At 37.0% G+C, this 14,224-nt stretch carries 11 protein-coding genes; 4 read left to right on the top strand and 7 right to left on the bottom strand.

All coding sequences use genetic code 11. The features are described 5' to 3' along the window. Nucleotides 1-11: 11 nt before the first annotated feature. Nucleotides 12-1,835, top strand: coding sequence for an oligopeptide ABC transporter substrate-binding protein (locus AC07YC_RS03100; RefSeq protein WP_336634388.1), 1,824 nt, complete (start codon nucleotides 12-14; stop codon nucleotides 1,833-1,835). A gap of 162 nt (nucleotides 1,836-1,997) precedes the next feature. Here the strand turns inward: AC07YC_RS03100 and AC07YC_RS03095 are convergent, their stop codons facing one another. The 7 genes from AC07YC_RS03095 to AC07YC_RS03065 all read right to left on the bottom strand — a co-directional run bounded on the left by AC07YC_RS03095 (nucleotide 1,998) and on the right by AC07YC_RS03065 (nucleotide 12,175). Beyond that, on the bottom strand, nucleotides 1,998-2,924 hold the full coding sequence (locus AC07YC_RS03095; RefSeq protein WP_494918331.1) for an ABC transporter ATP-binding protein: 927 nt from the start codon (nucleotides 2,922-2,924) through the stop codon (nucleotides 1,998-2,000). Beyond that, entirely contained in the window at nucleotides 2,917-3,972 is a 1,056-nt protein-coding gene (locus AC07YC_RS03090) for an ABC transporter ATP-binding protein (RefSeq protein ID WP_025113882.1), read from the bottom strand. The genes AC07YC_RS03095 and AC07YC_RS03090 overlap by 8 nt, the downstream gene beginning before the upstream one ends. Nucleotides 3,973-3,986: 14 nt before the next feature. Continuing rightward, nucleotides 3,987-4,907: an ABC transporter permease gene (locus AC07YC_RS03085; RefSeq protein WP_336634386.1), complete on the bottom strand. Its 921-nt coding sequence runs from the start codon at nucleotides 4,905-4,907 to the stop codon at nucleotides 3,987-3,989. Next, nucleotides 4,907-5,836: an ABC transporter permease gene (locus tag AC07YC_RS03080; protein ID WP_025113884.1), complete on the bottom strand. Its 930-nt coding sequence runs from the start codon at nucleotides 5,834-5,836 to the stop codon at nucleotides 4,907-4,909. The genes AC07YC_RS03085 and AC07YC_RS03080 overlap by 1 nt, the downstream gene beginning before the upstream one ends. 132 nt (nucleotides 5,837-5,968) lie before the next feature. Beyond that, the gene (locus AC07YC_RS03075; protein WP_025113885.1) at nucleotides 5,969-7,630 is read right to left on the bottom strand and encodes a peptide ABC transporter substrate-binding protein; all 1,662 of its coding nucleotides are present in this window, start codon (nucleotides 7,628-7,630) and stop codon (nucleotides 5,969-5,971) included. Between the two features lie 912 nt (nucleotides 7,631-8,542). Next, the gene (locus tag AC07YC_RS03070; RefSeq protein ID WP_336634385.1) at nucleotides 8,543-10,228 is read right to left on the bottom strand and encodes a methyl-accepting chemotaxis protein; all 1,686 of its coding nucleotides are present in this window, start codon (nucleotides 10,226-10,228) and stop codon (nucleotides 8,543-8,545) included. 252 nt (nucleotides 10,229-10,480) lie between these two features. Beyond that, the gene (locus tag AC07YC_RS03065) at nucleotides 10,481-12,175 is read right to left on the bottom strand and encodes an Rqc2 family fibronectin-binding protein (RefSeq protein ID WP_336634384.1); all 1,695 of its coding nucleotides are present in this window, start codon (nucleotides 12,173-12,175) and stop codon (nucleotides 10,481-10,483) included. A gap of 271 nt (nucleotides 12,176-12,446) precedes the next feature. Between AC07YC_RS03065 and AC07YC_RS03060 the strand changes: the two genes are divergently transcribed. The 3 genes from AC07YC_RS03060 to rpoZ are packed head-to-tail and all read left to right on the top strand — an operon-like array spanning nucleotide 12,447 to nucleotide 14,202. Further along, nucleotides 12,447-13,310 carry a YicC/YloC family endoribonuclease gene (locus AC07YC_RS03060; protein ID WP_008173789.1) on the top strand — a complete coding sequence of 288 codons (864 nt, stop codon included), beginning with the start codon at nucleotides 12,447-12,449 and terminating at the stop codon, nucleotides 13,308-13,310. Between the two features lie 43 nt (nucleotides 13,311-13,353). Continuing rightward, nucleotides 13,354-13,971, top strand: a complete 618-nt coding sequence (gmk, locus tag AC07YC_RS03055) for a guanylate kinase (protein WP_008173787.1) — start codon at nucleotides 13,354-13,356, stop codon at nucleotides 13,969-13,971. 3 nt (nucleotides 13,972-13,974) lie between these two features. Next, nucleotides 13,975-14,202: a DNA-directed RNA polymerase subunit omega gene (gene rpoZ, locus AC07YC_RS03050; RefSeq protein ID WP_008173785.1), complete on the top strand. Its 228-nt coding sequence runs from the start codon at nucleotides 13,975-13,977 to the stop codon at nucleotides 14,200-14,202. Nucleotides 14,203-14,224: the final 22 nt, after the last annotated feature.

The raw sequence follows: 14,224 nt of genomic DNA, 5'->3' as shown, positions 1-14,224 counted from the left end.
AGGATTTACACATGAAGAAGAATTGGTTATTTTTGTCCATTCTATTTGCATTCATGCTAGTTTTAGCAGCCTGCACTGGTGGAGGCAATGGGTCTGAAAAAGGCACGGAAACTGATAACACAGAAAAATCAGGTGAAACAGAAAAAGCAGGCGAATCAGAAGAAACGAAAGATTCATTATTACCAATGGACGTAACAAATGAAGGAGACGCAATCCAAGGTGGTACTTTACGCGTAGGACTTGTAACAAGCTCTCCATTCCAAGGTATTTTTAACTGGGAACTATACGAGGATGCTTATGATTCAGAAATTCTAGCATTCGCTTCAAATGTACTTTTTGAACAAGATGGGAACTTCCTTGTTACAGACAAAGGTATTGCAAAATTAGACGTTGATGCAGAAGCAAAAACAGCAACAGTTACAATTCAAGGTGATTATAAATGGTCAGATGGTACACCATTAACTGCTGATGATTTAATTTTCCCATACGAGCTAATTGGTCATCCAGATTATACAGGTGTTCGATATGATGATGATTTTAAAAATATTGTTGGTGCAGAAGAGTATCATAATGGTAAAGCAGATACAATTTCAGGTATTACAAAAGTTGATGAGAAGAGTATTAAAATCCAACTTAAAAAAGTATCACCAGCTATTTACTCTATTGGTGATGGTTTATGGGCGTATGCAGAGCCTAAACATCAATTAGAATCGATCCCAGTGAAAGATTTACTTGCTTCAGATGCAGTGCGTAAAAATCCAGTAACACTTGGTGCATTTAAAATTGATAAAGTCGTTAATGGTGAGTCAGTACAGTTTGTTGCTAATGAAAACTATTATAAAGGTAAACCGAAAGTTGATAAAGTTGTACTTGAGGTTGTTCCACCAACTTCAATTGGTGAAGCACTAAGAACAGGGAAATATGATCTTGCAACATCATATCCAACTAATCAGTACGATAGTATTAAGGATCTACAAAACTTAGCAATATTAGGTCGACCAGAATTATCATATTCTTATATCGGCTTTAAATTAGGGAAATATGATACAACAAATAAAGTAAACGTATTTGATGAAAAGTCAAAAATGAATAGTATTGAATTACGTCAGGCTGTTGCGTTTGCAATGGATGTTGAAGGTGTTGCAGAAAAATTCTATCAAGGCTTACGTGAGCGCGGAAATTCTTTAATCCCACCAGTATTTACATCATTCTACGATGCAACATTAGAAGGCTATAATTATGATCCTGAGAAAGCAAAAGAATTATTAGATAAAGCTGGCTTTAAAGATGTTGACGGTGATGGCATTCGTGAAGATAAAGATGGGAAGAAATTCTCTATTCGCTTAGCTTCAATGGCTGGTTCAGAAACAGATGAAGCGATTGTTGAATATTTCCGTCAAAACTGGAAAGAAGTAGGATTAGACGTACAATTAACTACTGGTCGTCTTATCGAATTCAACGCTTTCTATGATAAAGTTCAAGCAGATGATCCTGAAATTGATATGTATCAAGCTGCATGGGGAACTGGAACAAATCCATCTCCAAAAGGTTTATATGGAGAAGGTGCTGAGTTTAACTTTAGCCGTTATGTATCTCCTGAACTAACAAAATTATTAGACGCTATTGACTCAGAAGATGCTATGGATCAAGATACACGTACAAAAGCATTTAGAGCTTGGCAAGAATATATGAGCGAAAAAGCTATGGTAGTACCGACTTTCTTCCGTACAGAAGTTATACCTGTTAATAAACGCGTGAAAAACTACAATGTGGAATATGGAAATTCTACAGAACTGCAAGATATTGAATTAACAGCAGATGCTCCAATAAAATAATTGGTATCGAAGAAGCAGTCTTTCTTGATAGAAGAAAGGCTGTTTTTTTCAAAAAAAGAAGTGTAACTGGCTTAAAATAAGCTAAAAGGGGAAAAGACATTAATATCCCAATTAAAAATCCATCCATTGGGAAGTTCCAATGGATGGATATACGGTTAGTTTTTATCGATTATTAACCCAAGTTTTAACTAAATCAGCAGTGCCATATACATAGTGTTGGTCGCCTACTTCATGATACGATGCAGTTTCGTCAACTTCAGTATGCTTGTACGGAATACGTTGACGACGTTTCTCTGACATTGGATCAGGAAGTGGGATTGCTGATAATAAAGATTTTGTATACGGGTGGACAGCGTGATTGTAAATATCATCTGCTTTACCGATTTCCATGATTTTACCGCGGTACATTACAGCAATACGGTCACTGATGTATTTTACCATCGAAAGGTCATGGGCAATGAAAAGATATGTTAAGCCACGTTCTTTTTGAAGTTGTTTTAGTAAGTTAACAACCTGAGCTTGAATGGATACGTCAAGCGCCGAGATTGGCTCATCAGCAATGATAAACTTAGGATCTAAGCTTAGCGCACGGGCAATGCCAATACGTTGGCGTTGACCACCAGAGAATTCATGTGCGTAACGATTCGCGTGCTCTTTGTTTAAACCAACAGCTTCAAGTAGCTCTTGAATTTTTGCACGACGTTCATTTTTCTCCTTGTATAGGCCATGGATATCAAAGGCTTCACCAATGATTTCACCAGCTGTCATACGAGGATTTAAAGAAGCATAAGGATCTTGGAAAATCATTTGCATTTGGCGGTTAAAATTCTTTAACTCACTTTTTGATTTTTTTCCATGAACATTTTCCCCATCGAAAACAATCTCGCCACCTGTAATATCATATAATCGAATGATTGAACGACCCGTTGTTGACTTTCCACAACCTGATTCGCCTACAAGACCAAGTGTCTCACCTTCATAAACATCGAAGCTAATACCATCTACGGCTTTGATTGGATTACTTGGTGATCCAAAATGCTGCTTTAAGTTTTTAATTTCAAGAATTTTTTTAGCACCAGTTTTAGTCATTTTCTTGTGCCTCCTTTGCTAAATACCCTTCAATACGTTTAGCAACTGCTTCAGGAAGAGGAATCTTTGGTGCATCAGGATGCAATAACCACGTTTTTGCAAAATGCGTTTCACTCACTTGGAACATTGGCGGTTCTTGTTCATAATCAATGGCCATTGCGAACTCGTTACGTGCTGCAAATGCATCCCCTTTAGGTGGATTCGTAAGATCTGGTGGTGAACCAGGAATCGTGCGCAATAACTCATCCGTATCATTATCTAGATCAGGCATTGAACCTAGTAGACCCCATGTGTATGGATGCTTAGGATTATAGAAAATATCATTAACAGTACCATACTCCACGATTTGCCCAGCGTACATTACGGCTACACGGTCTGCAATGTTCGCCACAACACCTAAATCGTGTGTAATGAAAATGATAGATGTTTTCGAGTTCTTTTGAATTTCCTTCATTAGCTCTAAAATTTGTGCTTGAATGGTAACGTCTAGAGCTGTTGTTGGCTCATCGGCAATCAATAGCTTAGGATCAGCCGCCAGGGCGATCGCAATTACAACACGTTGACGCATCCCACCTGAAAACTCATGTGGATACTGATTATAGCGTTTCTCAGGGAAGGGGATACCTACCTGTGTTAAAAGCTCAATGGCACGTTTTTTTGCATCTACTTTAGAAACTTTTCTATGTTGCAAAATTACTTCAGTTATTTGACGTCCGACCTTCATAGTTGGATTCAAACTTGTCATTGGATCTTGGAAAATCATCGCAATTTCATTTCCGCGTACTTTAGACATTTCCTTATCAGTTAACGGAACTAAATCACGGCCATTAAATAATATTTGTCCTGACTCATAAATACCAGGTGGCTGCGGAATTAGTTTCATTAATGCATTACTCGTAACACTTTTACCCGAACCTGATTCACCAACTATAGCTAGTGTTTCACCTTCCTTTAAATCAAAGTTAACACCACGTACAGCATGAACAAGCCCTGCATAAGTTTTAAAGTTAATTTTTAAATCTTTTACTTCAAGAATTGTTTTACTCATTTTCGGCCACCTCCTTATTTACGTAGTTTTGGATCTAGAGCATCACGTAAGCCGTCACCAACTGCGTTAAACGCAAAAATTGTTAGTGAGATAAATACTGCTGGGAAAATCAAACGCCATGGTGCATTAGCTATAGCCTTATTACCGTCAGAAGCCATTGTACCCCATGAAGCAGTTGGAGCAGGAACCCCAAGACCAAGATAACTTAGGAATGACTCAGTGAAGATAGCAGATGGGATTGTTAAAGTCATCGTTACTAAAATGGCACCAAGAGCATTCGGAACTAAGTGTTTAATAATTAAATGTCCTGTACTTGCACCTAATGTACGAGCAGCAAGAACGTATTCTTGATTTTTAATAGATAATACTTCACCACGAACGATACGTGCCATATTAATCCATCCAGTGATAGACAAGGCAATAATCATAGGGAATAAACCTGGTTGCATAACAACTAAAAGTACGATTACTACTAAAAGGTAAGGTACAGCTGTTAAAACGTCAGCAATACGCATCATAATATTATCAACGCGACCGCCTGATAAACCTGAAATACTTCCCCAAATAACACCGATAATTAAGTCAATAATCGCCGCAGCAATTCCGATAAATAGGGAAATACGAGCTCCTTCCCAAATACGAACGAAAATGTCACGACCTAGATCATCTGTTCCAAACCAAAATTGTGCAGATGGTGGTGCATTATATACACCAAGCTGATCACTTGCTTTATATTGAGATAAAATTGGTACAAAAATTGCCATTAAAATGACAACGATTAAAATAATTATACCAACAATGGCCAATTTATTATGAGAGAAACGGAGAAATACTTCTTTCCAAAAGGAGACTGATTTATCAGCTAATTTTTCCGTTGCTTCATGATTGCCACCAACAATTTTAAACTTATCTTTTTCAATTTGTTGCTGTGTCATTATTTTTTCGCTCCTTTCAGCTTGATACGCGGATCAATTACGCTATATAGAATATCAACGATTAATACCGCAAATAAAAGGATGATGGAATAGAACACTGTCGTACCCATAATGACCGTATAGTCACGGTTTGTAATACTTTGAACGAAGTGTTTACCAAGTCCAGGAATAGCGAAAATTTGCTCTACAATGAAACTACCTGTAACAACCCCAGCTGTTAAAGGACCAATGTACGTTACAACTGGTAATAGGGCATTTCGTAATGTATGGCGGAATACGATTGTCCATTTACCAATACCTTTCGCACGAGCCATTTTTACATATTCACTATTGTTTTGTTCAAGCATACTTGAACGAGTTAACTTTGCAATAAAGCCCATGTGTGAGAAAGCGATTGCAAGGGCTGGCAATATACTATAAACAAAGCCTTTCCATCCACTGATTGGGAACCAACCAAGCTTAAAGGCTAAGAAATACTGCATTAAACCTGCTAAGATAAATGAAGGTACTGATATACCGAGCACCGCAAAGGACGTTGCCAAATAATCCGGGAACCTATTATGATATAGCGCGGAAACTACGCCAATTAAAACACCGAATCCAATTGCTAATAGCATAGCCTCAATCCCTAATGTTAAAGAAACAGGGAAACTTTCAGAAATCATATCATTTGTAGAACGCGCTTTATATTTCATTGACTCACCGAAATTGAAAGTGGCCGTATCGATTAAATAATCTTTATATTGTATATACCAAGGGTTATTTAATCCATACGTTTCGTTTAACTTCTCCTCGATTTGAGGGGGGAAATTACGTTCACTCGCAAAAGGACTACCAGGAGCGAGACGCATTAAGAAAAACGTAACAGTTACGATGACGAAAAGCGCGAGAAGTATATACATCAGCCTTTTCAAAATATATTTAATCACATAAAACTCCTCCTTCTATTTGTCAATTGTCTGACAAATATATGCCTTCGTATTTTAAAAAGAGCTGACTCGCGCCGTAGGGGCTACGAGGCAGCTCTTCGCTGTAGAGCTAAATAAGCGAAATGTTGTTGATTATTTCTCTACTTTAACCTCTTTAAGAGAGATGTTACCAAGGATATCTGCCTTCATGTCTTTCACATAATCTTGTACTACAGAAAGGTTCGTGTAGTAGTAAATTGGAACAACTGGGAACTCAGAAACTGCAATTGATTCAGCTTGTTTTAAAAGCTCAAGACGTTTAGCTGGATCTGCTTCTGTATTAGATTGATCTAATAATTTTTTGTATTCTGCATTTTCCCAACCTGTATCATTGTTACCGTTTGCAGCAGTGTCATACATTTCTAAGAAAGTATAAGCATCATTGTAGTCACCAACCCAGCCCATACGGCCAACTTGGTAGTCTAATTGGTTAAGTTTTTCTAAATAAACTTGCCATTCAGAGTTATCTAGACCTACAGTGATACCAAGGTTTTTAGTCCAGCCCTCTTGAACGAATTGTGCGATAGCAGCGTGTGCTTCACTTGTGTTATAAGAAAGGTTAATTTTTACATCTGCTGGGTTTGTAATACCAAGTTCTTTCATACCAGCTTCAAGTGCAGCTTTTGCACCTTCGATATCGTTATCTTTGTAGTAACCACGATCTTCTTCAAAGCCGTGAACCGCAGTAGGAACCATACCTAATGCAGGTTTTTGTTCACCTTTAGTAACATTATCAATTAATGCTTGTCGATCAACTGCTAATGCTAACGCTTTACGGATGTTAGCGTTTCCAGTGATTTTATCTTTTGTATTTAGCTTGTACCAGTATACAGAAGCTTGGTCATTGATATTTAAAGACTTATCAGCTTTAAATCCATCGATAGCATCAAGTGCTACAGATTGGAAAGGCGCTCCAAGGTAATCAATTTCGCCACCTTTGAACATTGTTACTGCTGTTGCTTCAGATTCAACCATACCGATATTAACAGTGTCTAAAGCCACTTTATCAGCATCCCAGTATTCTGGGTTTTTCTTTAATACGATTGTATCGTTGTGTCTCCACTCACCTAATGTGAATGGACCGTTTGTTACAAAGTTTTCACCAGCATCTGTGTACCACTCATCATTACCTTCAACTACTTTTTGGTTTAATGGTGCGTATGTTTTGAATGCTGTTAATTCTAAGAAGTAAGGTGTTGGGTTTTCTAAAGTTACTACTAATGTTTTGTCATCTTCAGCTTTAACGCCTACGTCATCAGCAGAACCTTCACCATTGTTGTATGCTGCAGCACCTTTAATAGAGTAAAGGATTGAAGCATATTCAGAAAGATTGTCTGGGTTTAATGCCCATTTCCAAGCATATTCGAAGTCACCAGCAACTACTGGATCTCCGTTTGACCATTTCGCATCACGTAATTTGAACGTGTATGTTTTTAGATCTTCGCTAACTTCCCAGCTTTCAGCCGCAGCTGCAACTGGACGAGCATCTGCATCAAGCGTTGTTAATCCTTCAAAAGTATTTGTAAGAATAACTCCAGAAGTTGTATCTGTTGCTAATGCAGGATGAAGTGATGGTGGTTCAGAAGCTACTACTACATTTAATTCGCCGCCTGAAGAAGCTGTTTCAGAAGAACCAGAATCTTTTCCATCGTCTTTTGATTTTTCAGACGAATCTCCACCGAAGCCACATGCAGCAAGTACTAAAGAAAATACTGCAAGAACTGTTAGTAATAAAAACTTTTTGTTTTTATTCATGTGAATCCCCCTTATACAATTTTTAAGCCTTTTGTGAAGCTCCTATTTAATATACCAAAAAAATCATTGTGCACAAAATAAAAAAGATTCAAATTTATATAGTATTATCTGACAGTTAAGAGAATAATAAATTTTTCCGATTTACCACGCTAATGAAATAGAGTGCTTGTGTAATAAAAATTTGATATTTACCTATTCTGAATATCAAAAATAGAATAAAAATAAAAAAATGATTTACTATATAGAAAATTCCTATTTTTTAGATAATAATATCAATATTTGAAAAATGATACAAAAGTCATAGGTGTAATACTTTGAGGATATTGTATAGATTTGTAGAAAATCTAAGTAAAACTGAGTGAATTACAAACATTTGCAGGTAATTTCTTGTAATTTATGATCTCGAAATATGAATATTTCTATCTATTAATGATATATAAGAAACTTATTTTGTAATTTTCTAGGATTATCCAATTGTGGAGAGGGAAAAGAAATAATAGAGTTAATCTATGAAAAAATGTACCCATACTAAGAAAAAAATGGATTTAATGAAAAATTGATTATGTTAAATATATTCTATTGAAATAATTTCCTTGGAATACGGTTAGCTATGTATATATGCAGTCAGGTTAAGCTTTATTCATAAAAGATGATGTATACAAAAACCTTGAATTTTGTACGTCCTTTGCTAATTTAATCCATTTTAATTGTAGTGTTTTTTTGAGGATGTCATTTGTCTTACTGGCGAGGATTGATGATGCAAATAATTACTAAAAATCTGATTTTTTAACGTTCAAGTCCTTTGCCAAATCTCCTGTTTGAGGTGTTGTGCTTGATGATTCAGGAGTTTTACATAATAAAATGAATAAAAAAATAGTGCATTCCGGTAGATAGAATGCACCATTTACTTCATTAAAGCTTAAACTGATTAATTTGATGCTGTAAATCTAAGGACTTTTCACTTAGATGTGCGGCAACCTGATTGATTTGTTGCATCGTAATCGTTTGTTCTTTGCTAGCGGCGGCCACTATTTGTGTACTATCTGAGCTAGTTGAAGCGCCGTGAGCAATTTCTGCGACAGAAGCCGCTACTTGTTCTGCGCTAGCTGAAATTTCTTCAGAAGTTGCTGATATATCTTCTATTTGATCTGTCATTGTATTGATGGCTTTCACGATTGCCTCAAAAGCTTGTCCTGCATGTCCAATGATTTTGACGCCGTCTGTAACCGAATGGAGGCCATCTAAAACCGCTTTCTCTACATTTTGCGTATCTTCTTGAATCTCCTGCGTTAAGGCAACAATTTGATTAGCCGATTGTTTAGATTCCTCAGCTAACTTACGAACCTCATCAGCGACAACCGCAAATCCTTTTCCATGCTCCCCAGCACGAGCTGCTTCAATGGCAGCATTGAGTGCTAATAAATTAGTTTGGTCGGTAATCGCTGTAATAACAGTGGTGATTTGGCTAATCTCTTCTGATTGTTTACTTAATTTTTGAACAAGATTATTAATGATTTGTGTTGAATCATGGATCACATTCATTTGTTGTTGAGCATTTTCTACGGTACTGTTCCCGTTTGTAGCTAATTCATTCGTTGTTACCGCACTGTGATGAAGTTGTTGCGTTGCTTCTGCTATACGTTGAACACCTACAGCTGTTTCATCCATTGCATGAGCACTTTCATTGGCAGCAACTGTGGCTGCTTTAGCAACATTGGCTGTTTCATGAATACGTACCGTTATTTCATCAGCGGAGGAAGTAATTTCCTCGGTAGAAGCAGAAAGTTCTTCTACGGATGCTGTTAAATGCTCAGCATTGTCTTGAATATGGGTTAATAAGTTCTTTAGATTGCCTTTCATTGAATTAAAGGCCGTTGAAAGTTGACCAATCTCATCTTTAGAATGGTGAGTGACATCTTGATGGAACAGTTCTCCGTTTGCAATTTGGTTTGCCGAATGGACAACCGATTTTAAAGGACGAGAAATAGTTCGCTGTATATAAACCATCAGAATAATGCCAAGGACAACACCAATAATGATGGCAATAATTGAAATGATTTGAGAGTTGAACACAGCTTGTTTAGATTCCTGTGTAACCGTTTCGAGTTGTCCCTTTTGATAGTTCGCAATTTTATTAGATATATCTTGGATGCCTTTATTAGCTTGCTGCACTTCACCATTCACCTTTTGCAAAGCTCCTTCTAGGTCGCCTGCTTCAAAAAGTGCGAGTGCCTCAGTAGCTGATTGATTAAAAGCATCATTAAACGTATTTAATTCGTTTGCATATGTATCCATTTCAGAGGAATTTGATTTTTCGTTGATTTCAGCTACTAGCTTATCGAGTAAATTTGCATGCTCTGTAAAACTTTCTTTATTCGCAGGATTGTCTTCGATAATAATGGCGCGGATAAATAGACCTTGCATGGCCATTTCAAATTGAATATCATCTGCTAATTCCACAAGGGCTACGTGAACTTCTAATGCATTTTCAATCTTCTTTTCTATGTTTGAAAATAGCATGAACATAATCATTAATGAAATGATTAACGTGAGAATAATGGTAAAGAAACCGAAACTTAATTTTTTGCCTACAGACATATTGATACGCCCTTTCCGAAATGCTATTCAATCTTTTATATTTTGATTTTGCTTTGCTAAAGGGTAGAAGTCAATAACTGTTGCAAGAAACAGTTCAGATGATTCATATGTTTTTTTATTATTATTATAATAAGGAAGATTGTCTGTAAGAATCAATCAAGATATGGCTGTTTTCATTGATTTATAGTACGGATTACGTGCTATAAATTGAAAAAAAGAAAAAACCGAGAAAATTTATCTCGGTCTCTATCTTTACGACTGCTTTTTTAATTGTAATATGAGTGCCTCATCTGGATCGATATACAAGGTTTTTTGTTCGAAGTAAATCACAAAACCGGGTTTAGCCCCATTTGGTTTCTTGACCTGACGAATGTCTGTGTAATCGACTGGAACTGAAGAAGACTCTCTTGCCTTTGAAAAATAAGCAGCTAATGTGGCTGCTTCCCGTAGAGTTGTTTCATCGGGTTCACTAGAATGAATGACAACATGAGAGCCTGGAATATCCTTCGTGTGTAACCAGATATCTGTGCGTTTTGCAATTTTAAATGTCAGCATATCATTTTGCTTGTTGTTTTTGCCGACAGAGATGGCTATACCTGTGGAAGAAATATAGCGCTCGGGTTCAGGTTTCACAGGCTTTTTCTTTTTCTTAGAATGACGTAGCTTTAAGTAGCCCTGTTCGGCTAGTTCTTCACGAATTTCTTCAATATCTCCTGGTGCTGCTTGCTGCACTTGTTGTGCCAGCATTTCAAAGTAAGTAATTTCTTCTTTTGTTTTTTCAAGTTGTTGTTGCACCATGATTAATGCATTTTTGGCCTTAGTATATTTTGTATAATAGCTTTGAGCATTTTCTATAGGTGTTTTACGCTCACTGACAGGAATCGTAATCTCCTCGCTATTTTCACTGTAGTAATTAATGACCGTTACTTCCTTGACACCCTTTTCAAAGGAGTAGATATTAGCCATTAACAGTTCCCCATATAACTGAAATTGATCGAGCTTTGAGGCACGCTCAAAGTCCTTAGTTAGCTTTTTCGTTTTTAAAGCCAGTTTATCAATTTCATTTTGTAGCCATCTTTCTAAATCACCTGCTTGCTGCTTAACACGGTCCCGCTCCGCACGTGCAAAGAATACCCGATCAAGAAGCTCGTGAACATTCGGATAAACTGTCATATCTCCATGTAAGTGAGTTAACTCAATGGGTGAGAAGTAAGTTTTGTGATTAGCCAATACATACATTGGGCTCGTTCCACCATTAGCAAAGCTGGCTATAAATTCTTTAAAGCATTGTACTCGATTGGATGCTGATGTCATGCGGTACAATAATTCCTCAGCATGAAGAGGTGAAAAACCAGTAAATTGTGTCACAACATCTTTGGTATTTTTAGTTTCCGCAAAAAATGTTACTAGCTCTTCCTCTGTAACTAATAGCGGATTCCATTTATTTTGTGTTGGTGGAGCCAAGTAAGGCTGACCAGGTAATACGGTACGAAAACTATTTACAGATGGAGGCAAGTGCTTTAAACTATCGACAATTTTATCTTGCTCTTTATCAATTAAAAGTAGATTACTATGTCTACCCATAATTTCAGCATGTAGTTGTCTAACAATAGGGTCACCAATTTCATTTTTACTTTCGATTTCTACTATTATAATACGGTCAAATCCAAGCTGTTTAACGGAGGAAATAAAACCACCCTCTAAATGCTTGCGCAGTAGCATACAAAACATAGGAGGCTCTGCTGGATTTTCAATCGATTGTTCCGTAAGATGCACTCGTGCATAAGAAGAATGAATAGAAAAAAGCAATTTATGATTTTTCCCGTTTGCACGAACATGCAAAATAACCTCTTGAGCGTTAGGTTGATGTATTTTAGTAATTCGACCTGTCACAAGCTGTTGTAGGTCGGCCGTTATTGAATAAGTAAATAAGCCGTCAAATGCCATATGAATTCCTCTTTCCAATGATAGCAAGCATCTTGGTACTTTCGTATTTTTTCTTGCTGCATTTGCGTTTGCTATTTCTAAGCTTCCGCAATGCACTAATTGTATGTTTATCATAGCATTTTTTAGGCGAATATTAAAATATAGCTTCAATTGTGGTAGAATTAGCTTTTATTTGATCCAATTTTTTTTGGAGATTCGTCATATTCGATAAAGCTTATGTTATAATATTCCCAGTATGCAAAGAAAGGTGTGACGAACCTTGGTGCGTAGTATGACTGGTTTTGGCAGAGGTGTCACAACAACTAGAGACTTTCAATTAACCGTAGAAATGCGCTCGGTCAACCATCGCTTTTTAGAAATTAACGCTAAATTTCCGAAAGAATGGCTTGAAGCTGAAATTTTTGCAAAGAAATTTATTTCTCAAGCTTTGTCACGCGGCAAAATTGATGTGATGGTATATGTGAAGGACTTAGAAAATGTAGAGCAATCTATCGAGATTAATTGGTCATTAATTGAAGCGTATCGTAAGGCAAAAGAGCAATTAGCAAGTAAAGTACCACTAGAGGAAAAATGGACGATGCAGGAGCTTTTATCGTTAGAGCAAGCACTCGTACAGCAAAAACCACAATTAACACCTGAGGATTTGCTTAGTGCTGTTGAACACGCGATTTCACAGGCGATAAAACAGCTCGTACTTATGCGTGAGCGTGAGGGGCAAGAATTGCAGGAAGTTGTTGTACAATATAAGGAACAGTTAAAAGAACAAGTGAACCAAATACGTTCATGTTCATCTCTTGCTGTTGAAAAATATCGTACACGATTAGTTGAACGGATTGCAGAAGTTGCAGATGGAACTTTGTTAGATGACCGTTTACTAGCAGAAGTAGCGATTTTTGCAGAACGCGTTGACATTTCTGAGGAATTAGACAGATTGGATAGTCATTTTAATCAACTAGAAGAAACGTTACATGAAACGATTTCAGTTGGACGGAAATTAGACTTTTTAATGCAGGAGATTCATCGTGAAATCAATACGATTGGCTCAAAAAATCAATCTACAGAAGCAGCGGTTGCTGTTGTTCAGGCGAAAACAATTTTAGAAAAGATGCGTGAGCAAGTTCAAAATATCGAATAACTTGCGCGTGTCTGTTATAAATTAAGGGAGATATAGAGAATAAATGATAAAAGAACGTGGATTATTAATTGTTCTGTCTGGCCCATCTGGTGTAGGTAAAGGGACAGTGCGAAAAGAATTATTTTCTCAGCCGAATACGAATTATGAGTATTCCATCTCGATGACGACACGAAATCCTCGCGAAGGTGAAATCGATGGTGTAGACTATTTTTTCAAGAAACGTGAAGACTTTGAAACGTTAATTGAACAGGGTGGCTTATTAGAGCATGCTGAATTTGTAGGAAACTACTATGGTACACCATTAGCCTACGTGAATGAAACACTGGATGCAGGTCGCGATGTGTTTTTAGAAATCGAAGTGCAGGGTGCAGCGCAGATTCGTAAAAAAGCACCAGATGCCTTATTTATTTTCTTAGCCCCTCCAAGTTTAACTGAATTAAAAGATCGTTTAGTTGGGCGTGGGACGGAAACAGAGGACATCATAGCAAAACGTATTGCTACAGCAAGTGAAGAGCTTGAAATGATGAGCTTATACGATTATGTTGTAGAGAATGATGAAGTGACAAATGCCTGTGATCGGATTAATGCGATTATTAAAGCGGAGCATTGTCGTAGAGAACGTGTTGAAAAAAGATATTTGTCAATGTTGAGAGGAGAATAAACAATGTTATATCCATCAGTAGATGCTTTAAAAAAAGAAATCGATTCAAAATATTCACTAGTGAGCCTTGCTTCAAAGCGTGCTCGTCAAATGCAGGAAGAGCAAAACACAGAACGTTTACACAAGTACGTATCTCATAAATACGTAGGAAAAGCACTTGAAGAAGTAGCGGCAGGTGTACTTACGAAAGTATCACAGGATGAGTCAACTGTGTACGAAGACGAAATCTAACTTTAAGTTAGTCAGCAGTTGA

It is taken from the genome of Lysinibacillus sp. GW247-5R2A (assembly GCF_059424475.1).
This window is presented reverse-complemented; position numbering and strand designations above follow the sequence as displayed.